General features: G+C 70.8%; 19 protein-coding genes and 5 tRNA genes. 14 read left to right on the top strand and 10 right to left on the bottom strand.

What is annotated here, in order from left to right:
- Window positions 1–55 precede the first annotated feature (55 nt).
- Both N8I86_RS26780 and N8I86_RS26785 read left to right on the top strand, forming a co-directional pair.
- Window positions 56–1,651 (top strand): acyl-CoA carboxylase subunit beta, encoded by a 1,596-nt coding sequence (locus N8I86_RS26780; RefSeq protein ID WP_073889856.1) that lies wholly within the window; start codon window positions 56–58, stop codon window positions 1,649–1,651.
- A gap of 57 nt (window positions 1,652–1,708) precedes the next feature.
- Window positions 1,709–1,903 (top strand): acyl-CoA carboxylase subunit epsilon, encoded by a 195-nt coding sequence (locus tag N8I86_RS26785; RefSeq protein ID WP_073889858.1) that lies wholly within the window; start codon window positions 1,709–1,711, stop codon window positions 1,901–1,903.
- A 57-nt stretch (window positions 1,904–1,960) separates the two neighbouring features.
- On the opposite strand, the gene N8I86_RS26790 is transcribed toward N8I86_RS26785, so the two are convergent.
- The 9 genes from N8I86_RS26790 to N8I86_RS26830 all read right to left on the bottom strand — a co-directional run bounded on the left by N8I86_RS26790 (window position 1,961) and on the right by N8I86_RS26830 (window position 15,694).
- Entirely contained in the window at window positions 1,961–5,050 is a 3,090-nt protein-coding gene (locus tag N8I86_RS26790; RefSeq protein ID WP_263278894.1) for an NACHT domain-containing protein, read from the bottom strand.
- Between the two features lie 98 nt (window positions 5,051–5,148).
- The gene (locus N8I86_RS26795; protein ID WP_071369867.1) at window positions 5,149–5,730 is read right to left on the bottom strand and encodes a GTP-binding protein; all 582 of its coding nucleotides are present in this window, start codon (window positions 5,728–5,730) and stop codon (window positions 5,149–5,151) included.
- Window positions 5,711–6,280: a DUF742 domain-containing protein gene (locus N8I86_RS26800; protein ID WP_073889862.1), complete on the bottom strand. Its 570-nt coding sequence runs from the start codon at window positions 6,278–6,280 to the stop codon at window positions 5,711–5,713. The genes N8I86_RS26795 and N8I86_RS26800 overlap by 20 nt, the downstream gene beginning before the upstream one ends.
- Before the next feature lie 94 nt (window positions 6,281–6,374).
- On the bottom strand, window positions 6,375–6,788 hold the full coding sequence (locus N8I86_RS26805) for a roadblock/LC7 domain-containing protein (RefSeq protein WP_005479603.1): 414 nt from the start codon (window positions 6,786–6,788) through the stop codon (window positions 6,375–6,377).
- A 10-nt stretch (window positions 6,789–6,798) separates the two neighbouring features.
- Window positions 6,799–10,071, bottom strand: a complete 3,273-nt coding sequence (locus tag N8I86_RS26810) for a sensor histidine kinase (RefSeq protein ID WP_263278895.1) — start codon at window positions 10,069–10,071, stop codon at window positions 6,799–6,801.
- 377 nt (window positions 10,072–10,448) lie between these two features.
- Window positions 10,449–11,024: a GTP-binding protein gene (locus tag N8I86_RS26815; RefSeq protein ID WP_073889865.1), complete on the bottom strand. Its 576-nt coding sequence runs from the start codon at window positions 11,022–11,024 to the stop codon at window positions 10,449–10,451.
- Window positions 11,005–11,403 (bottom strand): DUF742 domain-containing protein, encoded by a 399-nt coding sequence (locus tag N8I86_RS26820; protein ID WP_073889866.1) that lies wholly within the window; start codon window positions 11,401–11,403, stop codon window positions 11,005–11,007. The genes N8I86_RS26815 and N8I86_RS26820 overlap by 20 nt, the downstream gene beginning before the upstream one ends.
- A gap of 112 nt (window positions 11,404–11,515) precedes the next feature.
- On the bottom strand, window positions 11,516–11,929 hold the full coding sequence (locus tag N8I86_RS26825) for a roadblock/LC7 domain-containing protein (RefSeq protein WP_055624380.1): 414 nt from the start codon (window positions 11,927–11,929) through the stop codon (window positions 11,516–11,518).
- A gap of 9 nt (window positions 11,930–11,938) precedes the next feature.
- A complete protein-coding gene (locus N8I86_RS26830; RefSeq protein WP_263278896.1) occupies window positions 11,939–15,694 on the bottom strand; it encodes a sensor histidine kinase in 3,756 nt (1,251 codons plus the stop codon).
- A 569-nt stretch (window positions 15,695–16,263) separates the two neighbouring features.
- On the opposite strand from N8I86_RS26830, the gene N8I86_RS26835 reads away from it, so the two are divergent.
- The 9 genes from N8I86_RS26835 (at window position 16,264) to N8I86_RS26875 (ending at window position 20,817) form a co-directional block, all read left to right on the top strand.
- On the top strand, window positions 16,264–16,458 hold the full coding sequence (locus N8I86_RS26835) for a hypothetical protein (RefSeq protein WP_073889868.1): 195 nt from the start codon (window positions 16,264–16,266) through the stop codon (window positions 16,456–16,458).
- Window positions 16,459–17,113: 655 nt separating this feature from the next.
- On the top strand, window positions 17,114–17,899 hold the full coding sequence (locus tag N8I86_RS26840; RefSeq protein ID WP_263278897.1) for a fumarylacetoacetate hydrolase family protein: 786 nt from the start codon (window positions 17,114–17,116) through the stop codon (window positions 17,897–17,899).
- Entirely contained in the window at window positions 17,892–19,376 is a 1,485-nt protein-coding gene (gene gltX, locus N8I86_RS26845) for a glutamate--tRNA ligase (protein WP_263278898.1), read from the top strand. Before N8I86_RS26840 ends, gltX begins: the two co-directional genes overlap by 8 nt.
- A gap of 157 nt (window positions 19,377–19,533) precedes the next feature.
- Complete coding sequence (locus N8I86_RS26850; protein WP_107423617.1) at window positions 19,534–20,265, top strand: HAD family hydrolase; 732 nt, start codon at window positions 19,534–19,536, stop codon at window positions 20,263–20,265.
- A 90-nt stretch (window positions 20,266–20,355) separates the two neighbouring features.
- Window positions 20,356–20,427 (top strand) — tRNA-Gln (locus N8I86_RS26855).
- Between the two features lie 21 nt (window positions 20,428–20,448).
- Window positions 20,449–20,521: transfer RNA gene (locus N8I86_RS26860), tRNA-Glu, on the top strand.
- Window positions 20,522–20,550: 29 nt separating this feature from the next.
- Window positions 20,551–20,623 (top strand) — tRNA-Glu (locus tag N8I86_RS26865).
- Window positions 20,624–20,644: 21 nt separating this feature from the next.
- Window positions 20,645–20,716 (top strand) — tRNA-Gln (locus tag N8I86_RS26870).
- A gap of 28 nt (window positions 20,717–20,744) precedes the next feature.
- Window positions 20,745–20,817 (top strand) — tRNA-Glu (locus N8I86_RS26875).
- A 321-nt stretch (window positions 20,818–21,138) separates the two neighbouring features.
- Here N8I86_RS26875 and ndgR read toward each other — a convergent pair.
- Window positions 21,139–21,855, bottom strand: a complete 717-nt coding sequence (gene ndgR / locus N8I86_RS26880) for an IclR family transcriptional regulator NdgR (RefSeq protein WP_009320373.1) — start codon at window positions 21,853–21,855, stop codon at window positions 21,139–21,141.
- Between the two features lie 210 nt (window positions 21,856–22,065).
- On the opposite strand from ndgR, the gene leuC reads away from it, so the two are divergent.
- The 3 genes from leuC to N8I86_RS26895 all read left to right on the top strand — a co-directional run bounded on the left by leuC (window position 22,066) and on the right by N8I86_RS26895 (window position 24,579).
- Window positions 22,066–23,484: a 3-isopropylmalate dehydratase large subunit gene (gene leuC / locus N8I86_RS26885; RefSeq protein WP_123436556.1), complete on the top strand. Its 1,419-nt coding sequence runs from the start codon at window positions 22,066–22,068 to the stop codon at window positions 23,482–23,484.
- 6 nt (window positions 23,485–23,490) lie between these two features.
- On the top strand, window positions 23,491–24,084 hold the full coding sequence (gene leuD, locus N8I86_RS26890; protein WP_073889875.1) for a 3-isopropylmalate dehydratase small subunit: 594 nt from the start codon (window positions 23,491–23,493) through the stop codon (window positions 24,082–24,084).
- Between the two features lie 264 nt (window positions 24,085–24,348).
- Window positions 24,349–24,579 (top strand): SCO5555 family protein, encoded by a 231-nt coding sequence (locus N8I86_RS26895; protein ID WP_073889877.1) that lies wholly within the window; start codon window positions 24,349–24,351, stop codon window positions 24,577–24,579.
- The last annotated feature ends 104 nt before the right edge of the window (window positions 24,580–24,683 follow it).

Genomic DNA, 24,683 nt, shown 5'->3' on the forward strand with positions numbered 1-24,683 from the left:
AGACTGTACGGAGTCGACGGCTCGCTTTCCTTGGTGTCCTTCGTAAGGTCGCTACATGACCGTTTTGGAAGAGACGACGGGTGAGCCGACCGGCGAGCCGACGGACGCGCGCGGACGGGTCGCCGAGCTGCACGAGATTCGTGCCCAGGCAGTGGCGGGCCCCAGCGAGAAGGCGACCGAGGCGCAGCACGCCAAGGGCAAGCTGACGGCGCGGGAGCGGATCGAGCTGCTCCTCGACGCGGGGTCCTTCCAGGAGGTCGAGCAGCTGCGCCGGCACCGGGCGACCGGATTCGGCCTGGAGGCGAAGAAGCCCTACAGCGACGGTGTCATCACCGGCTGGGGCACGGTCGAGGGCCGCACGGTCTTCGTCTACGCCCACGACTTCCGGATCTTCGGCGGCGCGCTGGGCGAGGCCCACGCCACCAAGATCCACAAGATCATGGACATGGCCATCGCGGCCGGCGCGCCCCTGGTCTCCCTCAACGACGGTGCGGGCGCCCGCATCCAGGAGGGCGTCAGCGCGCTCGCCGGCTACGGCGGCATCTTCCAGCGCAACACCAGGGCCTCGGGCGTCATCCCGCAGATCTCCGTGATGCTGGGTCCGTGCGCGGGCGGCGCGGCCTACAGCCCCGCCCTGACCGACTTCGTCTTCATGGTCCGCGAGACGTCCCAGATGTTCATCACGGGTCCGGACGTGGTCAAGGCGGTCACCGGCGAGGAGATCACCCAGAACGGCCTGGGCGGCGCCGACGTCCACGCGGAGACCTCCGGCGTCTGCCACTTCGCGTACGACGACGAGGAGACCTGCATCGCGGAGGTGCGCTACCTCCTCTCGCTGCTCCCGCAGAACAACCGCGAGAACCCGCCGCGGGCGGAGACGTCCGACGCTGTCGACCGCCGCGGCGACGTCCTGCTCGACCTGGTCCCGGCCGACGGCAACCGGCCGTACGACATGGCCAAGGTCATCGAGGAGATCGTCGACGACGGCGAGTACCTGGAGGTCCACGAGCGCTGGGCGCGCAACATCATCTGCGCCCTCGCCCGGCTGGACGGTCAGGTGGTGGGCATCATCGCCAACCAGCCGCAGGTCCTCGCCGGCGTCCTGGACATCGAGGCGAGTGAAAAAGCTGCGCGCTTTGTCCAGATGTGTGACGCTTTCAATATCCCGATCGTCACCTTCCTGGACGTGCCGGGGTTCCTCCCCGGCGTCGACCAGGAGCACGGCGGAATCATCCGTCACGGCGCGAAGCTGCTGTACGCCTACTGCAACGCGACCGTGCCGAGGATCTCGCTGATCCTGCGGAAGGCGTACGGAGGTGCCTACATCGTCATGGACTCCCAGTCGATCGGCGCCGACCTGACCTACGCCTGGCCGACGAACGAGATCGCCGTGATGGGCGCGGAAGGCGCCGCGAACGTCATCTTCCGGCGGCAGATCGCCGACGCCGAGGACCCCGAGGCCATGCGTCAGAAGATGGTCAAGGAGTACAAGGCCGAGCTGATGCACCCCTACTACGCGGCCGAGCGCGGCCTGGTCGACGACGTCATCGACCCCGCCGAGACGCGTGAGGTCCTGGCCAAATCCCTGGCCATGCTCCAGACCAAGCACGCCGACCTGCCCTCCCGCAAGCACGGCAACCCCCCGCAGTAACCGAGCGGACCCGCCGCGGCAACCCCGCGGACCTCTCTCTCACGGAGACTGACACCCATGAGCACTGCTGACATCCGCGTCGAGAAGGGCCACGCCGAGCCCGAGGAAGTCGCCGCCATCACGGCCGTCCTCCTGGCCCGCGCCGCCGCCCGCACCGAGCCCTCGGCCCAGACCCACCGCGGCCGGCCCAAGGCCGGCTGGCGCCGCCTGGAGCGCGAGCCCGGCTTCCGCGCCCCGCACAGCTGGCGCTGACCCCTCCCGCGTGACCCGGCCCCGCCACTCCTCCGGGAGGGCGGGGCCGTGGTGTGCTCACCGACCGGTGACGGTGACGGCGACACCGGGCAGGTCCGGTGCGGTGACCGGGCCCCCGTCCGACTCGCAGCCCGTCAGCTCCACCCGCTTGAGCCGGGCGAGCGCGCTCAGATCACCGAGGCCGCCGGGCACCCGGCAGTTGTACAGACTGAGACCGGTGAGGTCGGGGCAGGCCGCCGCGAGCCGGCCGGGCAGGTCGTCGAGGTCGAAGTCGTACAGCGTCAGACCCCTGAGGCCGGTCAGCGCGGACAGGGGGGCGAGCACGGGCAGGCGGCCGCGCGCCGCTCCGAGCAGGTGCAGGTGCTGGAGACCGGTGTGCGGGCCCAGAAAGCCCAGCCTGGTCTCCTCCGTCACCTCGGAGAGCCCCAGCGAGGACAGACCCGCCGCGAGCGGAAGGCCCGCGATGCCGGCCGGGCCGTCGAGGGGCAGCTGCAGGACCCGCAGGCCGGGCAGATCGCCGAGGACCTCCGAGTGCCGGACGGACGCCTCGCCGAACAGCATGAAGAACTCGAGTCCGGGATGGCCCCGCAGCACGGACAGGTCGGCCGTCCCCCGCACGCGGCACGTCAGCACCCGCAGCGGAGGCAGCTCGCTCAGCGCGGCCGTGCCGGGCAGCCCGAACCTGATCCGCAGCGTGTTGAGGGACCGCAGCCGCGCCGCCGCCCGCAGCTGCCCCGCGTGCGTCAGCACCACCGAGTGCCGGTCCAGCGGAAGCCGGCCCATCACCCGGTCGGCGTACGCGTCCGCGTCGAAGTACGCCCACGCGTCGATGAGCGCGCCGACCACGTCGCGGCGCCCGTCCTCCGCGTACCCCTCCAGCAGGCCGAGGGCCTCCTCCCCGCCGATCAGCGCCACGGTCCGCACGGTCTGCGTCGCCTCGTTCGACGACAGGCCCTCCAGGGACCCGGGCAGTCTTCGCAGGAGACTCGGGCCGACCGCCGCCAGGGCGGGCGGGTCCGTCCTGCGGCGCGGCGGCAGCAGCGCCGACACGGCCTCCTCCAGCCGGCCGGCCAGCGCGTCGGAGACCTCCGGCACGGTCTCCTGGCAGGCAGCCGCCAGCAGCCGCAGCTTCCGGCCGTGCCGCGGTTCCCTCCGCGCGCGGTCCAGGATGCCGCCGAGCAGCTCCTCCCGCTGCGGGCGGTTCGCATGGCCCGCCGCCATGACGACGGTCTCGCGCCACAGATCCAGATGGGCCCGCTCGACCAGGTTGCCGATGCGGTCCTCCTGCGCGGCCTCCGCGGCGGCCAGATACTCCTGGAAGGTCCGGTGGACGAAGTCCAGGCGGCCTTCCGCGGGGGAGCGGAGGATCCCCGACCGGTCCCGCAGCCGCTCCAGGACCGCCGCGCCGTCCGGCTCCTCCAGGTGGCGCATCCCGGCGAGCTTCCTGCCGACGTGCACCGCCGCCTGCTCCAGCGTGATCTCGCTGCGGTTGTTGTCGGACAGCCGCCACGCCAGGTCCCGGAGCAGCACCAGCTTGTCGTCGAGGCCCAGCCGGCCGTCCACCGCGCTCGGTACGCGGCGGTCCGCGTCCCGGTCATGGACCAGTGTGTGCAGGGCGTTGCGGTACAGCTCCATCCGGTCCCGGGGCAGCCTGCCGCGCCCGTTCAGGTGCATCGCGCAGAGCATCGCCGCGAGCAGGGGCGTACCGGCGAGGGAGCGCAGGTGCGGCCGGCCCTTGAGGCTCGCCAGCAACGACTGCTCGTATTGGGGCAGTTCCCCGAGGGCGCACGGCAGGTCGTCGCCGAGCTCCCGCACCGCCTGGTGCCACTGCCGGACGAAGGCCGCCAGATCGGCGGGGGTCATGCGGTCCAGCTGGAGCGCCGAGAACTCCTCGCGCTGCAGCCAGTCGGAACGGGCAGCGGCAGGACGCGAGGTGACGACCACCCGTACCTCCGGGTAGGCGGCCAGCAGTCCGCGCAGCCACTCCCGTACCCCGCGGCGCTCGCCGTCCAGCAGCTCGTCCACCCCGTCGATCAGCAACAGGGCCCTGCCGTCGGCGAGTTGCCGCTCCACCCAGCCCTTCGGCATGATCCCGGAAATGCTTCCGGCCACCGAGTCCAGCATCGCCTCGGGCCTCGGCAGCTCCCGGCCGCTGTACCCGCGCAGCTTCACGAACACCGGTGTCAGGCCGTTCCACCCGGCGAGCTCGCCGGTGAAGGCGCCCCGGGCCGCCGTGATCGCCAGCCAGCGCAGCAGCGTGGTCTTCCCCGAACCCGCCTCGCCCCGCAGCAGTACCCGGCCGGCTCCGCCGAGGGCCGCCTCCACCCGCATCCCGGCGCTCTCGCCGGGTTCCTCCCAGTCGCTCATGTCGGGACGCGGCACGGGCAGGGAACGAGCCGGGCGGCGCCCGCCGTCGTCGCCCGTGGCGCGCAGGCCCACGTACGCCACGGAGAGGCGGACTTGCGCGCCCGCCCGGTCGGAGGCGCGCCGGAACAGCTCCACCTCGTCCAGGTTCGTGCTCACGAGTTCCAGGTAGCGGCGGCGGAAGTCGCCGTCCCGGTCCGTCCCCTCGGGCGCGAACAGCGAACGGTCGGGGAGCCGTTCGAGCACCCGGGCGATCCCCGCGCCCAGCGACGTCGTACGCGCCAGCAACTCGCTCAGCGCCCGTTCCTCGAAGACGGGCAGTCCCTGGACGACGCGCACGTAGTACTCGACGCACTCCGCGAACAGCACGTCGTACAGCCGGCTCTCCGCCTCGCCGAGGCCCACCGGCGGCCGCACCGCGGCGGTGACCCGCCGTACGATCTCCGCCGGCTTCGCGTCCGCGGCGAGGACCGCGCCGTCGGACAGGTCCGCCGCCGCGAACGTGTCGCACACCCCGTCGACCACGGCCTGCCGGCTGCTGTCCGCGAGCCCGGGGAACTCCCTCTCCAGGAAGGGCGCCAGCCGGTCGTAGACCGCGTCCGCGATCTCCTCGAACTGCCGTTGCACGCCGCGCTGGTACCGGAGCCCCGATATCCGCAGCCGGATCAGCTCGGACATGTCCATCCGGCGTTCCTGCTCCCGCCGCCGGCCCCCGAGCCACGTCACTGCCGCGGCCCGCGCCACGGTCGTCCCCAGTCGTAATGCCGCCGCTTCCGCGCTCATCGTCCGCCCCCTTGGTCACGACTGGGTCCAGTGTGGCAGCGGGGTACGACAAAGGGGCCCCTCCCAGCGGGAAGGGCCCCTTCGGCAAGCGCGGCGGACTAGCGCAGGCGGGCCATCAGGGCGTGCTCGACCAGCGTGATCAGCGCCGACTTGGCGTCCGCGCGGTGGCGGGCGTCGGTCGTGATGATCGGGGTGTCGGGGCCGATCTGCAGCGCCTCGCGCACCTCGTCCGGCTGGTAGGGCTGGTTGCCGTCGAAGCCGTTGAGGGCGATGACGAAGGGCAGGCCCGAGTTCTCGAAGTAGTCGACCGCGGGGAAGCAGTCGGCCAGGCGCCGGGTGTCGACCAGGACGATCGCGCCGATGGCGCCGCGGACCAGGTCGTCCCACATGAACCAGAAGCGGTCCTGGCCCGGGGTACCGAAGAGGTACAGGATCAGGTCCTGGTCGAGGGTGATACGGCCGAAGTCCATGGCCACCGTGGTGGTGGTCTTGTCCCCGGTGTGGGTGAGGTCGTCGATACCGGCGGACGCGGACGTCATGACGGCCTCTGTGCGCAGCGGGTTGATCTCCGAGACGGCGCCGACGAACGTGGTCTTGCCCACGCCGAAGCCGCCCGCCACCACGATCTTCGCGGAGGTGGTGGAGCGGGAAGGACCGCCGCTAGAGCTTGCGAAGTCCACTGAGCACCCTTTCGAGCAGTGTCACGTCTGGCTGGCCACCGGCGTTCTCGTCGCCGCCGGGCTGATGGATGGCGACCAGGCCCGCTTCCGCCAAGTCGGCGACGAGGATCCTGGCCACGCCGAGGGGGATCGTGAGGAGGGCCGAGACCTCGGCCACCGACTTGATCTCCCGGCACAGGTTGCAGATCCGCTGATGCTCGGGCAGCTGGCCCTGCATCTGGTGCGGAGCGGCGGTGGTGTGCACCAGTGCCTCGATGGCGAGCTGGTAGCGCGGGCGGGTCCGGCCGCCGGTCATGGCGTACGGACGCACCAGGGGATTGTTGGACGCCGATGCCGGCGCCGGCTCGGGACGACGCTGCGGCTGCACCGGCTGGATCCGCGGCGCCGGCGGCTGGTCGTACGGCGACGGACCGGGGCCCTGCGGGGCGTACGGCTGCCGGTGGCTGGGTGCGGAGGGGAAGTTGTACCGGTTCGCCGAACCGTCGCCCTGGCCCTGGGCAGGGCCGTACGACCAATTGCCCGAAGACGAACCGCCTGGGGGTGTTGCCACTTTCTCCTCCTCCGACTGCGCCGGGCGCCCAAACCTGTGGAGCCGCGTCCCGAAACCTTACGGCCCCGGGACACGAATACGCACCGTCCGATTACTAGTTGAGAAGGCTTCCCTGGAGCTCCGCGCGGAGATCCGGGGTGAGAACCGTGCCCGCGCGGTCCACCAGAAGTGCCATCTCGTACCCGATGAGACCGATGTCCGCCTCCGGATGGGCCAGAACGGCGAGGGACGACCCGTCGGAAACGGACATGATGAAGAGGAATCCCCGCTCCATCTCCACAACCGTCTGGTTCACGCTGCCGCCCTCGAAGATGCGCGAGGCACCGGCGGTCAGCGAGGTCAGACCGGAGGCGACGGCCGCGAGCTGGTCGGCACGGTCGCGGGGGAAGCCTTCGGACATCGCCAGAAGGAGTCCGTCGGCGGAGACCACCACCGTGTGGGACACCCCCGGGGTGTTGTCCACGAAGTTGGTGATCAACCAGTTCAGGTTCTGTGCCGCCTGGCTCATCGGGCTCACACTAACGCTCCTGGTTGTAGGTGCTGTCAGGACCGAAGCCCTGGCCGTTCGTATCACTGCCTGCGCTGCGTCCGCGCTGGACGCCCCTGCGCAGGTTGCTCAGCCTGCCCCGGACGTCCTCCGGGGCGCGGGAGACCTGGGGGCCTCCCTGGGGGGTGGTCTCGGCGGCGCCCTCGACCAGGTTGGCCTTGGGCACTCGGCGCGGCAGACCGGAGGCGGTGACCCCGCCCGCCTTGGGCTTGCGGAGCTGCGAAGCCTGCTGCCACCGCTCGTCGTTCGCCGAACGCCAGCCGCTGTCGCCGTTCGTCGCCGGGACGTTGCCCGACGCGGGAGCCGGCGTCTCCTGCCGCACGCGCGCCTGGCCGTTCGCACCGGCCGAACCGCTGGAGCCGCTCGCCGTGGAACCGCGGCGCGGCAGCCCGGCGTCGGTCAGCTCGTGGGAGGCGGGAGAGCCCGTTCCCGGACGGTCGAAGCCTACGCGGTTCCGCTCACTGGCGTCACCGGCCCGCGGGGCCTCCGGCTCCGGAGCGTACTGGTCCGGCCGGCCGTTGCGGTAGCCGTCCTGCTGGGGCCAGTCGTCCTGGTAGGACGGGGTCTCGTAGGAGCCGAAGCCGTCGGCCTCCTGGCCGCGCGCGGGCTGCTGCTCCTCCTGAGCGGGCTCGGCGTACGCCGGGTCCGGGTAACCGCCGTTCGCGGAGTAGCCGTTGTTCTGCGGCAGACCGCCGTTCGGCGCGTAGTACTGCTCGTCGTACGGCTGCTCGTAGGACTCCTGGTACGCGGTGTGCTGCTGCTCCTCGTACGAAGCCTGCTGCTGCTCCTGGTACGGCTGCTCCGTGTAGCCGGTGCTGCTGCCGTCGTAGGGCTGCTGCGCCGGGAACCCGTCGCGGTACTCGGCGCGGGACTCCCCGGCCTCCTGCTGCGGCTGGCCCGGCATGCCGTGCGTCTGCGCCTCCAGCGCCGCGCGGCGCTCCTCACGCATCAGCGAGCGGCCGACGGGGTTCAGATCGCGGAGGTCGTCGGGGACGTCCGTGTACTGCGTGTCGTCGAAGCCGAGTTCGGCGGCGGTGCGCATCGGCTGCACCTGGCTGAAGTTCTCGGCCTGGAACTGCTGCTCCGGGATGATCTGCGAGACCGTGAACTCCTCGCGCTCCAGGGTCTCGCCGCCACCGCCGTGCGTGATCGCGTCCGGCAGCATGACCAGGGAGGTGGTGCCGGCCTGCTCGCCCGAGGGGCGCAGCTGCACCCGGATGCCGTGCCGGTCGGACAGCCGGCCGACCACGAACAGGCCCATGCGCTGGGAGATCGCGGCGTCCACGGTCGGCGGGTTGGCCAGCTTGTGGTTGATGTCCGCGAAGTCCTCGGCCGTCAGGCCGATGCCCTTGTCGTGGATCTCGATCATGACGCGGCCGTCGGGGAGACGGGTCGCCGTCACGCGGACCTTGGTCTGCGGGGAGGAGAACGTGGTGGCGTTCTCCAGCAGCTCGGCGAGCAGGTGCACGAGGTCGGTGACCGCGCGGCCGTGGATCTCGGCCTCCGGCACGCCGGACAGCTCGATGCGCTCGTACTGCTCCACCTCGGAGGAGGCGGCGCGCAGGACGTCGACCAGCGGGACCGGCTGGTCCCAGCGGCGGCCGGGCTCCTCGCCGGCGAGGACCAGGAGGTTCTCGCCGTTGCGGCGCATACGGGTGGCCAGGTGGTCCAGCTTGAAGAGGTTCTCCAGCTGGTCCGGGTCGGCCTCGTTGTTCTCCAGGTCGGTGATGAGGGTCAGCTGGCCCTCGATCAGCGACTGGTTGCGGCGCGACAGGTTGGTGAAGATCGCGTTGATGTTGCCCCGCAGCAGGGCCTGCTCGGAGGCGAGCCGGACCGCCTCGCGGTGGACCTGGTCGAAGGCGCGGGCGACCTCGCCGATCTCGTCCTTGGTGTGGATCGGGATCGGGGCGACCCGGGTGTCGACCCGGCCGGGGTCGGTACGGGAGAGCTGGTCGACCAGCATCGGCAGGCGCTGCTCGGCGATGCCGAAGGCGGCGTTGCGCAGCTGGCGCATCGAGCGGCTCATCTGGCGGGCCACCAGACCGGCCAGGATGAAGGCGAACAGCAGGGCGATCACGACGACGGCACCGGTGATGAACGCCGAGGTCTTGGCGTCGTCGGCGATGGACGAGGCCTCGTTCACCGCGGTGTCGGCCATGTCCGACTCGATCTGGCGGTACGCCTTGTACTTGAGCGTGTTGACCGCCCACCAGTTGTCCAGGGTGATGCCCTTGGCCGCCAGCGCCTCACGGGTGAGCGTGGTGGTGTCCGGCATCGAGGCGAGACGGGTGACCATGCCGGTCGCGCCGGCCGGCGGCGGAACGTACCTGTCGTTGCCCGCCGCGGCCCTCTTGGCCAGGTCGGCGGCGTCGGACTTGACCTTGTTCTCGGCGTCGCTCAGCTTCTGCGCGTCGGCCTCGGTACCACCGCCGAGGTACTCCTCCCGGGCGATGCGCTCCAGGTAGGCGTACGAGGCCAGGGAGGTCCGCTGCGTGGCCAGGTTGCCGGCGTCCGGGCCGGGCTTGACCAGCAGGTGCGTACCGATCGACCGCTCCAGCGACAGGGCGGCCTTGGTCAGCGAGATGGCGTAGACGGTACGGCCGTAGGAGGTGATGTTGCCGGTGCCCAGACCGAGCTCGTTGGCGAACTCCATCAGCGGGTGGCTGATCCCGACGTAACCCTCTTCGGTGTCGACACCGATCATCTTCGAGGTGTACGCGGCGGCCCGCAGCTGCGCCAGTTTCGGCTCGACCTCGCGGAACAGCTTCAGCCTGCGCTGCAGACCCGAGTCGTCGGGCATGCTCTGCGCGGCCTGGTCGAAACCGTCGGCGGCCTGGTCCGTGGCCTTGCGGGCCGCGTCGATGGTCGCCTTGTCGGTGCCGGTCTTCTTGGCCTTCAGCAGGGGAGCCGCGGTGACGTCACGCTCGTTCTCGAGGGCGTCGGCGTAGGCGAGCGAGGCACGCACCAGACGGGCGGTGCTCTCGGCGTCGCGGGCCTGCTGCCAGGTGTCGATGGAGGCCTTCACCTGGAAGCCGCCCATGACGAGGCCGACCGCCACGGGTATGAGCAGGATCGCGTTCAGACGGGTCGGCACCCGCCAGTTGCGCGGGGAGAGACGGCCGCCGCTCGACGCGGGAGTGGCCGCCGGCTCCGTACCGGGCCCAGGGGTGGGCGCCGCAGCGCGCGGCGGCGGGGTGAAGTTGCCCCGCGCCGACGGCTCGGGACCGTTCTTGCTTCGCCTCACTCGACCAACAACCTCTCGGCGGTCGGCACCTTCGTCGTGCCGCAGTCTCTCAGAGCCCGTTTCGTCATCGACCACGCAGTACGTCGTTGACCATTGGGCAGTTCAGGCATTCCAGCACGTGGACCAGCGCACTTCCAAACAGTGGAAACCTGTGGAGCACGCGGTTGTAAGCCCTAGATAAAACGGTCATAAAGAGCGAGCCCCGGCAAAAGGCGGGGCGTTTGTGAGCACAGCGGCACCGGTCGACCGCGTCGCGTGGTGATACCCGGCGATTCCTCTGCCGAACTGTTATGAACACCGGAGCCGACCGTGTCAAAGGCCACAGCCGGCTCCGGATCGATTACGACAACTGCCGTAGCGCGCGTCGTACTTGAGTGCTAGCGCAGGCGCGCCATCAGGGCGTGCTCCACCAGCGTGATCAGCGCGCTCTTCGCATCCGAGCGGTGGCGGGCGTCCGTCGTGATGATCGGGGTGTCGGGACCGATCTGCAGCGCCTCGCGCACCTCCTCCGGCTGGTAGGGCTGCTGGCCGTCGAAGCCGTTGAGGGCGACGACGAACGGGAGCCCGCTGTTCTCGAAGTAGTCGACCGCGGGGAAGCAGTCGGCCAGGCGCCGGGTGTCCACGAGCACCACCGCGCCGATGGCGCCGCGGACCAGGTCGTCCCACATGAACCAGAAGCGGTCCTGGCCCGGGGTACCGAAGAGGTACAGGATCAGGTCCTGGTCGAGGGTGATACGGCCGAAGTCCATGGCCACCGTGGTGGTGGTCTTGTCCCCGGTGTGGGTGAGGTCGTCGATACCGGCGGACGCGGACGTCATGACGGCCTCTGTGCGCAGCGGGTTGATCTCCGAGACGGCGCCGACGAACGTGGTCTTGCCCACGCCGAAGCCGCCCGCCACCACGATCTTCGCCGAGGTGGTGGCCCGGCCCGCGTCAGAGCTTGCGAAGTCCACTGAGCACCCTTTCGAGCAGCGTCACATCCGGAGCGCCGCCGTTGTTCTCGTCGCCACCAGGCTGGTGGATGGCGACCAGGCCGGCCTCGGCGAGGTCGGCCACCAGGATCCGGGCCACGCCGAGCGGCATCGCCAGCAGCGCGGAGACCTCCGCGACCGACTTGACCTCCCGGCACAGGTGGCAGATGCGCTGGTGCTCCGGGAGCAGGCCCATGAGCGCGGCCGGGTCGGCCGTGGTGCTGATCAGGGCCTCGATCGCGAGCTGGTAGCGCGGCCGGGTCCGGCCGCCCGTCATCGCGTACGGCCTCACCAGCGGCTGGTCGCCCTCGTCACCGTACGACTCCGCGTACGGATCATGATGGGCGGTGGGCGGGGTCATGAATCCTCCGGGCGGGACAGCAAGTCGGTCAGTCAAGCCGTCTGAGCGGGGCCGGTGGGGGGATTGTGGCGGCCGGACGGTGTTTTCGTGAGGTGGGTGGTGCCGGGGGAGGTCAGTGAAGCAGACTTCCCTGGAGTTCGGCGCGCAGATCCGGAGTGAGTACCGCACCCGCGCGGTCGACGAGCAGTGCCATCTCGTAGCCGACGAGGCCGATGTCCGCCTCGGGATGGGCCAGGACCGCGAGGGACGACCCGTCCGAGATGGACATCAGGAAGAGGAAGCCGCGTTCCATCTCGACGACCGTCTGTGCCACGTCGCCGCCCTCGAAGATCCGGGAAGCCCCGGCCGTCAGGGAGGTCAACCCGGACGCGACGGCCGCCAGCTGGTCGGCGCGGTCCCGCGGGAAACCTTCGGACATCGCCAGCAGAAGGCCATCGGCGGAGACCACCACGGTGTGGGACACCCCAGGGGTGTTGTCCACGAAGTTGGTGATCAACCAGTTCAGGTTCTGTGCCGCCTGGCTCATCGGACTCAACTAACGCTCCTGCTGGTGAGTGGGGCTCGGGAAGCTGCCGGTCTGGCCGCTGCCGGCCTGACGGCCCTGAGCGATGCCCCGACGAAGATTGGTCAGCCGTCCGCGCACGTCGTCAGGCGCACGCGAGACCTGCGGACCGGTTTGGGTCTGCTGCTGCTGGGCCGTACCCGGGACCAGGTTGGCCCGGGGGACCCGGCGCGGCAGACCGGAGGTGGTGATCCCGCCCGCGGCGGGCTGCCGGACGCGCTCTGCCTGCCGGACGAGTTCGTCGTTCGGCGAGGTGCGCCAGGAACCGGTGCTGGGAGCCGGGCGCTGCGGAGCCGGGGCGGGTGCCTGCGGCTGCTGCGGCGCCGGTGCCGGCGCGCCGCCCTGCTGCTGACCGTGGAACCAGTTGGTCTCCAGCGTGTCGTACAGCGGGGTACGGCCGTCACCCGGACCGCTGGCCGGGGGCAGGGCCTCCGGCTCGTGGCGGACCGGACGCTGCTGGGCCGGCGGACGCGGGGCGGCGTAGTCGCCCCGGCCGGTCGGCTGCGGACGCTCGAACTGGCCTGTGTGCGCCGGGTTCTGACGGTCCGGCAGGGCGTGCTGCCCGGTGGAGCCGTTGTCGTAACCGCCGTCGTAGGCCTGCGGGGCCGGGTACTGGCCCGTGTTCTGCGTGCCGTTGTTCTGGGCGCCGTGGTGCTGCTGTCCGGGCGCCGGCGTGCCGAACACGTCGGGGCGGACGAACGAACCGGAGCCCTGATTGTCGGCGGCCCGCGGTGCGAACGGGTCCTGCCGGTCGGCGTCGGGACGCGTGTACCGGCCCGTGTTCTGCGGGTCCTCCGGCCGGGCGTACTGCCCCGTGCTCTGGGGGCCGCTCATGCCGTTCAGCTCGGGGCGCGGGAACTCGCCCGTGGCGGCCGGACCCGCGTCGATGCGCGGCAGCTCCGAGGTCGAGCCCGGGCCCTGCCGGTCGTCCACGCGCGGCATGCGCGAGGTCTGCGCCGGGTCCTGCTCGTCGTGGCCGCGCGGGGCGTCCAGCGGGGTGCGGGACCGCGGGGCCTGGGTACCGCCCCAGTCCGGGGTGCGTGACTGCGCGTCGCCGCCGGGCAGTTCGGCCCGCGGGCCGCCGCGCGGCGGCAGCTGGGGCTGGCGGCCCTGGTCGGAGGCACCGGGCCGCTGCTGGCCACGGCCGCCGAAGAGGTCCTGCTGCGATCCGCCGGGGTTGGTGGACTGCAGGCCCTGCGGGGCACCGGGCGCCTGGCCGCCGAAGCCGCCCGCACCGGAACCCGCCGGCACCGGCCGGCCGCCCTGCTGCTGGCCGCCGGGACCGCCCTGCGGACCACGGGCTCCGCCCGGCGCACCGGGACGCCCGCCCTGGCCCGTGCCGGGCAGCGCGGCCCGGGGACCCTGGCCCGCGCCGACCTGGCCGCGCGGACCGGAGCCGGCACCGAGCAGACCGCCACCGGCCGGGGCGCCGCCGAGGGCACCGCCGTTGCCGCCGTTCTGCCGTCGGGCCGCGGCCGCACCGGCGGCGGCCTGCGCCGCGGCGGGGCCACCGGAGCCGATGGGGGCGCCGGGCTTGCCGCCCGCGGGCTTCTTGCCGCCCTGCGCGACGTCGACGGGGAGCATGACCAGCGCGGTCGTACCACCGGAGTCCGACGGACGCAGCTGGATGCGGATGCCGTGGCGCTGCGACAGACGGCCGACCACGAACAGACCCATGCGGCGGGAGACCGAGACGTCCACGGTGGGCGGCGAGGCGAGCCGCTCGTTGATCGCCGCGAGGTCCTCGGGGGAGAGGCCGATACCGGTGTCGTGGATCTCGATCAGCACGCGGCCGTCGGGCAGCGCGTGACCGGTGACCTTGACCTTGGTCTGCGGGGAGGAGAACGAGGTGGCGTTCTCCAGCAGCTCGGCGAGCAGGTGCACGAGGTCGTTGACCACGCGGCCGGCGACCTCGGTCGTCGGCACGGCGGCCAGTTCGATGCGCTCGTACTGCTCCACCTCGGACGCCGCGGCGCGCAGGACGTCGACCAGCGGGACCGGGCGGGTCCAGCGTCGGCCGGGCTCCTCACCCGCGAGGACGAGGAGGTTCTCACCGTTACGGCGCATGCGGGTCGCGAGGTGGTCGAGCTTGAACAGCGAGGACAGCTGGTCCGGGTCGGCCTCGCGGGACTCGAGCTCGGAGATCAGCGACAGCTGGCGCTGGATGAGGCCCTGGGAGCGGCGCGAGAGGTTGGTGAACATCGCGTTGACGTTGCCTCGCAGCAGGGCCTGCTCGGCGGCGAGCCGGACCGCCTCGCGGTGCACGTCGTCGAAGGCCGCGGCCACCTGGCCGATCTCGTCCCGGGAGTGCACACCGACCGACTCCACGGACGTGTCGACGTCCTGCGGGTCGGACTCGGAGAGCTGCTTGACCAGCTCGGGCAGACGGTCCTGGGCGACCTTGGTGGCGGTCTCCTGCAGACGGCGCAGCGAGCGGATCATGGAGCGGGCCACGACGAACGCGCCGACGAGCGACACGCCGAGGACGATGAGGATCAGCGCACCGGAGATGATCGCCTCGCGCTCGGAGGCGTTGCGCAGCTCGCGGGCCTTCTGCTCCATGTCCTCGAGCAGGGTGTGCTCGATCTTCTTCATCTGCTCGATCTTGGTCGAGCTGGTGTCCACCCAGTCGCGGTACGAACGGGCGGGCAGCGACTCCAGGCCGTCGCGCGACTCGAAGGAGCGCTTGGCGTAGGTGTCGGCCGTCTTGATCGTCGGGTTGCCCTCGTCGATCGGCTTGAGGAGTTCCTCGGCGTTCTCGTCCGAGTAGATCTTGCGGAAGATCTGGAGCTCGGAGCCCTCGCTCTCGTAGGCCGACTGGCCGTAGAGGCGGTCGTTCTCGGAGAGGTGACCCTTGCTGTCGGTCGTCGCGGGCAGTGCGGCGGCGATCGTGGCGCGCTGGATCGAGGCGTACTCCTTGGCGGTCGAGAAGGCCGCCAGGGCGCGGGTGCGCGAGATCATCTCGGGGTTGCTGGACGCCTCGGCCATGTCCTGGGACAGGCCGATCAGCTGGGTGATGAGCCGGTGGTAGGACTCGACCGTCTGGGTCGCGTTGTCCTTCGACTGGTAGGCGTGCTGGCGGATCTTGGACAGGTCGTCCAGCTGGTTGGCGAGACCGACGAGCGCGTCGCGGACGCCCTGGAGGTTGCCGTCCTTGCTCGCCGCGTCGATCTCCTCGGACGCGTTGAGGAAGTTCTCGCGGGCGCGGTCGGTCTTCTCCTGGAGGCCCTTGACCGTGAAGTCGTTCGCGCCGCCGTGGGCCAGGGGACCGGCCGACTGGTCGCGCTCGTCCTGGAGCTGCATGGCCAGCTCGGTGGCCTGCTTGGTCATCTCCGTCAGCAGCTTCATGTTGTCGAGCTGCTGGATGTCGTCCATGGACTGGTTGATGCGCAGCGCGCCCAGCGAGGTCGCCGCGACCACGGGCAGCGCGAGCAGCGACACCAGACGCGTCGAGATGCGCCAGTTGCGCAGCGCCACCCGCGAGCCGGGGCCGGTCGGACCCTGGGCGGGCTTCGCCTTCGGCGTGTTGTTCCCGGGGCCCGCCGGCTTGGCCGAGGCCGACGCGGACGACGCGCCGGGACGCCCGGAGCGCTCACCGCCGTCTCCGGACGGACCCGGACCCGGGTTCTGGGCGTGCTGGGGCGAGGCGCTGCCCTTCATGGGGCCAGTCCCGTCGCGCGGCTCCGGCTCCGCCGAAGCGCTGCCATCCCTCTTGAAACGTCCCTGCACTAGCGTCGCAACCTCTGGACCAGGCGCCCCTCCGCGCGAACGGAGGGACACGGTGTCGGCGTGTGGAGAGCGCCCTGAATACGCCCTCCGGGTGGTCTTGAGTGACCGGCGCTGGTTCCCCCCTGTCCCACCGCCACCCGGCGCTGCGTCGCGCCTCGTGCGCCGGCTCGATCCCGCGGCGGTCCGTGGAATTCCAGCACAGTGCAGGATCTCCAACAAGGGCCGTGTCCCGAGCTGTGACCTCCGTGACGGCGTGTGAGTGACGCACTACGAGCCGTGGAGGGTGATTCGGTACGAACCGGACGTACCCCTGCGAGTCGTCGCTCGGTGTCACGTGTCCCAGTCGACATGATCAGGAGCGGAATGATGGCTTCAGGTGCCCAATGTCCGTTTCGCAAGCCCGAGTTGCCGGTCGGAATTGACCGATTTGCCCGCGACGTCGTGAGCAAACTCACACGCGGATCATGGGCAGTTGCTCGCCTGGGCGGGGAATTCGATGTTTAGCCTGACGCTTTACAAGAGGGACGACTCTGACAACCGACTCGATCAGAGGGCACAGGACCACAACGGTGAGGACGACGACGATGTTCCGCAACATAGCCAACCCGCGACGCACGACCCTGGCGCACCTCGACGACGCCGGCGCCATGCAGACGCCCGAGCTGCCGGAACACTCCGTCGACCTGCCCACGCAGACGGCCAACCCCCGGCGCACCGTCCTGATGGACGTGCCGGTCGGCGCGGGGGTCGCGGCCGGCGAGTAGCCGACCGGAGGGTACGCCATTCGGCTGACGGGCACCGGCCCGCCGACCGCGGCCCGGAGGATCACGCACACGCGACGATCCTCCGGGCCGCGGCCGTTCAGTGGCACGCCACGCCCTGGGCCCAGCGCCGCCCCGGGTGCGGCGCACTCCTACCGGGCGCCACCCCGGCCCGGAACTGCGGCTTTCCGTGCTTTTCCGCGCCGTTTCCCGGCGCTTTTCCCGAAGCCCGCCGCGGGCTCGCCCGGCCGGCTTGCGGGTGTTCCCCGTACGACTCCGGCGGCAGCCGAATTCCGTGGCCTCCCGCACCGGCCGCACCATGAATCCAGGACCGGCCGCGTCGGCCGGCACGAGGCGCCGAAGCTCTCCTGTGCGGCCCGGGCCTGCCCGCGGCGCCGCCGCCCGGATCGCGGTGATCGAACCGTGGAGGGGAGCGGAAGCTCTCGGGAGGGTGATCGCAAAGCCGGATTACGGCCGGGGCGCCAGGCATTCCGGCCGGAGATCATGGGGAAGGCTCAGGAATTCGGAATTCCCCCGCACCGCTCCGAGAACCCGGAAAACACCTGACCGGCGGCCGTACCGGCCGAACACCGGGTCGCCCGACCGGTTAACCTGGGGCGTCAGTACGCCGGTTCTAGTTGAGGGGCGCAAGGATCCCGTGCGCATCGCCAGGTTCTCCATCGACGGGAACGTCGCCTTCGGCGCGGTCGAGGGCGACAAGGAGGACGAACTCGTCCTCGACATCATCAAGGGCATCCCGTTCGCGGACTACGAGCTGTCCGGCACGAAGGTGCCGCTGAGCAAGGTCAGGCTGCTTCCGCCGGTCCTCCCCAACAAGGTCGTGGCGTTCGGCCGGAACTACGCCGAGCACGCGCGCGAGCTTGGCAACGAGGTGCCCGACGCGCCGTTCGCCTTCTTCAAGCCCTCCACCTCGGTGATCGGCCCCGGCGACGACATCCAGTACCCGCCGTTCTCCGAGGAACTGCACCACGAGGCCGAGCTGGCCGTCGTCATCGGCCGCATGTGCCGCGAGGTGCCGCGCGAGCGCGTCAAGGACGTGATCCTCGGCTACACCTGCGCCAACGACGTCACCGCCCGCGACGTGCAGAAGCGCGAGAAGCAGTGGGCCCGGGCGAAGGGCTTCGACACCTCCTGCCCGCTCGGCCCCTGGGTGGAGACGGACCTGGACCTCGACCGCGCGAACGACCTCACCGTCCAGCTCACGGTCAACGGCGAACAGCGCCAGCTGGGCCGCACGAGCCAGATGATCCATTCCATCGAGGACCTGGTCGTCAACATCTCCGAGGCCATGACCCTGCTTCCGGGCGACGTCATCCTCACCGGCACCCCCGCGGGGGTCGGCCCCCTCAACGTCGGCGACGAGGTCGCCGTCACCATCGAAGGCATCGGCACTCTCACCAACAAGGTTGTCAAGCGTGGCTAGCGCACCCGGCTCACCCGTACGCGTCCGTTTCTGCCCCTCGCCCACCGGTAACCCCCACGTGGGCCTGGTCCGCACCGCCCTGTTCAACTGGGCGTTCGCCCGGCACCACCAGGGCACCCTGGTCTTCCGCATCGAGGACACCGACGCGGCCCGCGACTCCGAGGAGTCGTACAACCAGCTGCTCGACGCGATGCGCTGGCTCGGCTTCGACTGGGACGAGGGCCCCGAGGTCGGCGGCCCGCACGCGCCGTACCGCCAGTCGCAGCGCATGGACCTCTACGCCGACGTCGCCCGGAAGCTGCTCGACGGCGGGTACGCCTACCACTGCTACTGCTCCCAGGAGGAGCTGGACAGCCGCCGCGAGGCCGCCCGCGCCGCCGGCAAGCCCTCCGGCTACGACGGTCACTGCCGCGACCTGACCGCCGGGCAGGTCGAGGAGTACAAGGCCCAGGGCCGCGCCCCGATCGTCCGCTTCCGCATGCCGGACGAGGCGATCACGTTCGACGACCTGGTCCGCGGCGAGCTGACCTTCACGCCGGAGAACGTGCCGGACTACGGCATCGTCCGCGCCAACGGCGCCCCGCTGTACACGCTGGTCAACCCGGTCGACGACGCCCTGATGGACATCACCCACGTCCTGCGCGGCGAGGACCTGCTCTCCTCCACCCCGCGCCAGATCGCCCTCTACAAGGCGCTCACCGAGCTGGGCATCGCCAAGCGGACCCCGGCCTTCGGCCACCTGCCGTACGTGATGGGCGAGGGCAACAAGAAGCTGTCCAAGCGCGACCCGCAGGCCTCCCTCAACCTCTATCGGGAGCGTGGCTTCCTCCCCGAGGGCCTGCTCAACTACCTCTCGCTGCTCGGCTGGTCGCTCTCGGCCGACCAGGACATCTTCTCGATCGACGAGATGGTCGCCGCCTTCGACATCGCCGACGTGAACCCCAACCCGGCGCGCTTCGACCTGAAGAAGTGCGAGGCGATCAACGGCGACCACATCCGCATGCTGGAGGTGAAGGAGTTCACCGAGCGCTGCCGGACGTGGCTGAAGGCCCCCTTCGCCCCCTGGGCGCCGGAGGACTTCGACGAGGCCAAGTGGCAGGCGATCGCCCCGCACGCCCAGACCCGTGTGAAGGTCCTCTCCGAGATCACCGAGAACGTCGACTTCCTGTTCCTGCCGGAGCCGGTCTTCGACGAGGCCTCCTGGGCCAAGGCCATGAAGGAGGGCAGCGACGCCCTCCTGCGCACGGCCCGCGAGAAGCTCGACGCCGCCGACTGGACCTCCGCCGAGTCGCTCAAGGAGGCCGTCCTGGCCGCCGGCGAGGCCCACGGCCTCAAGCTCGGCAAGGCCCAGGCCCCCGTCCGGGTCGCCGTCACCGGCCGCACGGTCGGCCTGCCCCTCTTCGAGTCCCTCGAGGTCCTGGGCAAGGAGAAGACGCTGGCCAGGATCGACGCGGCGCTGGCGAAGCTCGCCGCCTGATCCGGGCACGGCCGGGGCGGCATCCAGGAGCCGGATGCCGCCCCTTCGCCGTCCCCCGCGCGGCCACGGTCCGTGTGACGACCCTCACGCACCGCGACGGGCACCGTCGTTCCCCGTTCCCCGGACGGCCCCCGGCCACCGGGGTTACCGTCGGGTCATGAGCATCAGAGCCGTGGTCTGGGACGTGGACGACACCCTGTTCGACTACACCGCCGCGGACCGGCGCGGCATGCGGGCGCACCTCGCGGCCGAGGGGCTGCTCGCCCGGTACGGCGGTGCGGAGGAGGCCGTGGCCCGGTGGCGGCGGGTCACCGCCCAGCAGTGGGCCCTCTACGCGGCCGGGGGGAACACCTTCGAGGGGCAGCGCCGGGACCGGGTCCGTGTGTTCCTCGACACCACGCTGACCGACGCCGAGGCCGACGCCTGGTTCCAGCGCTACCTCGGCCACTACGAGTCCGCCTGGAGTCTCTTCCCGGACGTCCTGCCCGTCCTGGAGGCCCTCGCCACCAGCCACCGCCAGGCGGTGCTGTCCAACTCGAGCCTCACCGTCCAGGAGCACAAGCTGCGCACCCTCGGTGTCCTGGACCGCTTCGAAACCGTGCTGTGCGCCGCGGAGCTCGGCGTCTCCAAGCCGGAGGCCGGCGCCTTCCTGGCGGCGTGCGAGGCGCTGGACCTGCCGCCGCACGAGGTGGCGTACGTCGGCGACCACCCGGAGATCGACGGACGCGGGGCGGCCCAGGCCGGGTTGCTGTCCGTGTGGATCGACCGCGGGGCGGCGTACGCGCAGGCCGCCGGGGAGGTCGTGGCGCACCGGATCTCGACCCTCTCCGAACTCCCCGCGCTGGTCCGCTCGGATACTCGTTTTGGAGCCCCGTCCACCTTCGGGTAATGTTCTTCCTGCGCCGAGGGGAGCAGGTCGAAAGGCCGGAGCCCCGAGGAGCAAACTAGAACGAGAACCCCGCAGGGGCTTGAGTTCCAGTGGCCTATGGTGTAATTGGCAGCACGACTGATTCTGGTTCAGTTAGTCTTGGTTCGAGTCCAGGTAGGCCAGCTCGCAGAGCTCATCTGCAAAGCCCCCGTTGTGTAGCGGCCTAGCACGCTGCCCTCTCAAGGCAGTAGCGCCGGTTCGAATCCGGTCGGGGGTACTGATCCTGATCTTGTCGGGATCGCTAGGGCCCCCGTTGTGTAGCGGCCTAGCACGCCGCCCTCTCAAGGCGGTAGCGCCGGTTCGAATCCGGTCGGGGGTACTGACTGGTCTAAACCATCATTGGTCTATGGTGTAATTGGCAGCACGACTGATTCTGGTTCAGTTAGTCTTGGTTCGAGTCCAGGTAGACCAGCTCGGACCTGCGGAAACGCAGTGTCCAGGCCCCCGTTGTGTAGCGGCCTAGCACGCCGCCCTCTCAAGGCGGTAGCGCCGGTTCGAATCCGGTCGGGGGTACAGGAAGAGGGCCCTTCGCTTCGGCGGAGGGCCTTCGTCGTGCCCGGCGCCGGCCGCGGGAAGCCGTACCGTGACGATCAACTCGGCGTACGGCGCGAGCAGTTCCGTCTCCCGGGGATCGTCGCACCAGCCGCCGCGAAGGCCCGCGGGTGCTGCATGGCCGGGCTCCGCCGGACCGCTTCGCCGCGGACGTACTACCTCGGGCCGTACTGGGGTCCGAAAGGCGCTCCCGCACGGTCTCGGGCGCGGGGGTGGGGGCAGCGAGAAGGGCCTGCCGCGGCGTTGAGGCAGGCCCTCGCTCTCTGTTCCCGTCGGCCGCCCTCAGCCCGAACGGCGCAAGGCCTCGGAGAGGCGGGCGGCGGCGTCGATGACCGCCTGCGCGTGCATGCGGCCCGGGTGGCGGGTCAGCCGCTCGATGGGGCCGGAGACGGACACGGCCGCCACCACACGGTTCGACGGGCCGCGCACGGGCGCCGAGACGGAGGCGACCCCCGGCTCACGTTCGCCGATGGACTGGGCCCAGCCGCGCCGGCGCACACCCGACAGCGCCGTCGCCGTGAAGCGGGCGCCCTGGAGGCCGCGGTGCAGCCGCTCCGGCTCCTCCCAGGCCATGAGGATCTGCGCCGAGGAGCCGGCCTTCATGGTCAGCGTCGAGCCGACCGGGACCGTGTCCCGCAGACCGGACAGCCGCTCCGCCGCGGCCACGCAGATACGCATGTCACCCTGGCGACGGTAGAGCTGCGCGCTCTCGCCGGTGACATCGCGCAGATGCGTGAGCACGGGGCCTGCCGTCGCGAGCAGGCGGTCCTCACCGGCCGCCGCCGCGAGCTCGGCGAGGCGCGGTCCGAGGATGAACCGCCCCTGCATGTCGCGTGCCACCATGCGGTGGTGTTCCAGGGCCACGGCCAGGCGGTGGGCCGTGGGTCGTGCCAGTCCGGTGGCTCCGACCAGACCCGCGAGGGTGGCCGGACCGGACTCCAGAGCGCTCAGGACGAGGGCCGCCTTGTCCAGAACGCCGACGCCGCTACTGTTGTCCATGCAACGATACTCGCGTCTCACTCTGTGAAACGCAAGTTCAATTTTCCATGGAACGCGCCACCCTGGAATCACACACCCGGCCCAAGAACCACGAGGGCCGTGCGGCGGACGCCCGGAATCACGACTTTCAGGGGCCCCGGGAGGGGCAGCCGTCGCATCCTCAAGATCTCTAGTTGGGCCGGTGGACGTTCGCCGGCCGGAGGGAAAGCGATGGGTAGGACACTCGCGGAGAAGGTCTGGGACGACCACGTCGTCCGGCGCGCCGAGGGCGAGCCCGACCTCCTCTACATCGATCTGCACCTGCTGCACGAGGTGACCAGCCCGCAGGCCTTCGACGGACTGCGCAAGAACGGCCGCCAGGTGCGTCGCCTCGACCTCACCATCGCGACCGAGGACCACAACACCCCGACCCTCGACATCGACAAGCCCATCGCCGACCCGGTCTCCCGCGCGCAGCTGGAGACGCTGCGCAAGAACTGCGCCGAGTTCGGGGTGCGCCTGCACCCGCTGGGCGACGTCGAGCAGGGCGTCGTGCACGTCGTCGGCCCCCAGCTGGGCCTGACCCAGCCCGGCACCACCGTCGTCTGCGGCGACTCGCACACCTCCACGCACGGTGCCTTCGGCGCGCTGGCGTTCGGCATCGGCACCTCCCAGGTCGAGCACGTGCTGGCCACCCAGACGCTGCCGCTGGCCCGCCCGAAGACCATGGCGATCACCGTCGACGGCGAGCTGCCCGACGGCGTCACCGCCAAGGACCTGATCCTGGCGATCATCGCGAAGATCGGCACCGGCGGCGGCCAGGGCTACATCCTGGAGTACCGCGGTTCCGCCATCGAGAAGCTCTCGATGGAGGCCCGGATGACCATCTGCAACATGTCGATCGAGGCCGGTGCCCGCGCGGGCATGATCGCCCCGGACGAGACGACCTTCGCCTATCTGCAGGGCCGCCCGCACGCCCCCGAGGGCGAGGACTGGGACGCGGCCGTCGCGTACTGGAAGACCCTGCGCACGGACGAGGACGCGGTCTTCGACGCCGAGGTCGTCATCGACGCCGCCGCACTGTCGCCGTTCGTCACCTGGGGTACCAACCCCGGGCAGGGCGCGCCGCTTTCGGCGTCCGTCCCCGATCCCGCTTCGTACGAAGACGCTTCGGAGCGCCTGGCCGCCGAAAAGGCCCTGGAGTACATGGGGTTGGCGGCCGGCCAGCCGCTGCGCTCCATCGACGTGGACACCGTCTTCGTAGGCTCGTGCACCAACGGCCGCATCGAGGACCTGCGGGCCGCCGCGGATCTGCTGCGGGGCCGCAAAGTCGCCGACGGCGTACGGATGCTGGTCGTCCCGGGCTCCGCGCGGGTCGGTCTGCAGGCCGTCTCCGAGGGTCTGGACGTGGTCTTCAAGGAGGCCGGCGCCGAATGGCGGCACGCGGGTTGCTCGATGTGCCTCGGCATGAACCCCGACCAGCTGGCCCCGGGCGAGCGCTCCGCCTCCACCTCCAACCGCAACTTCGAGGGCCGGCAGGGCAAGGGCGGCCGCACCCACCTGGTGTCGCCGCAGGTCGCGGCGGCCACCGCCGTCCTGGGCCACCTCGCCTCGCCCGCCGACCTGTCCGACGTCCCCGCTGGAGTCTGATCAGCCATGGAAGCCTTCACCACCCACACCGGCCGGGCCGTCCCGCTGCGCCGCAGCAACGTCGACACCGACCAGATCATCCCTGCTCACTGGCTCAAGAAGGTGACCCGGGACGGCTTCGAGGACGGGCTGTTCGAGGCCTGGCGCAAGGACCCGGAGTTCATCCTCAACCGCCCCGAGCGGCAGGGCGGCACGGTCCTCGTCGCCGGCCCCGACTTCGGCACCGGCTCCTCCCGCGAGCACGCCGTCTGGGCGCTGCAGAACTACGGCTTCAAGGCCGTGATCTCCTCCCGCTTCGCGGACATCTTCCGTGGCAACTCGCTGAAGAACGGCCTGCTCACGGTGGTCCTCGACCAGAAGGTCGTCGACGCGCTGTGGGAGCTGACCGAGCAGGACCCCACCGCCGAGGTCACGGTGGACCTGGAGGCGCGTGAGGTGCGCGCCGAGGGCATCACCGCCTCCTTCGAGCTGGACGAGAACTCCCGCTGGCGGCTGCTGAACGGCCTGGACGACATCTCCATCACCCTCCGGAACGAGGGCGACATCGCCTCCTACGAGGGCAAGCGGCCCGCCTACAAGCCGCGGACGCTGCAGGCCTGATCCACACGGCCCCGACGGGCCGGTTTCGGCCACCGCAACACCCCGTCTGTACCCCCGATCGCCACGATTGGGGGTACAGCCATGTCTGCACCCGAACGGCCCTGCGCGTCCGCGCCGGTCAGCCCAACTACCCACGTTACGAAGCCTGTTGCCCGGGTACGTGAGTGCTGTGTTCACGTCCTCCGCAAGTGCCTGGAAGGCCATTTGAGGCGGCAGTTGCCCCCTGCGCAGGCGACAACTCGCCCCAGATGGCACAATCTGTGCATGGAACACGACGGCCAACTCCAGCTCTACACGGCGGTCGCGAACCAACTCAAGGAAGCGCACGCAAGAGTGCGCGCACTGCAAGTCCCGGAGGGCGTACGGATGGCGCTGACCCGGAAGCTGCTGGTCATTACGGCCGCGGCCAAGCACGATCTCGCCGGTGCGGCAAGGCGACTCGAGCGGTTCACCGCGGACCTCGACGCGGGACGGATCCCCGACGAGGACGTCTGAGCGGTTCGAGACAACCGAATCCGTTGCGGCACAAGGGTGATAAGCCCGTTTCGTGTTTGATTTGCGGTATATATCTGCCTAACGTGCGAAAAAGCTTGAACACT

It is taken from the genome of Streptomyces albidicamelliae (genome assembly GCF_025642175.1).
GTDB lineage: Bacteria > Actinomycetota > Actinomycetes > Streptomycetales > Streptomycetaceae > Streptomyces > Streptomyces albidocamelliae.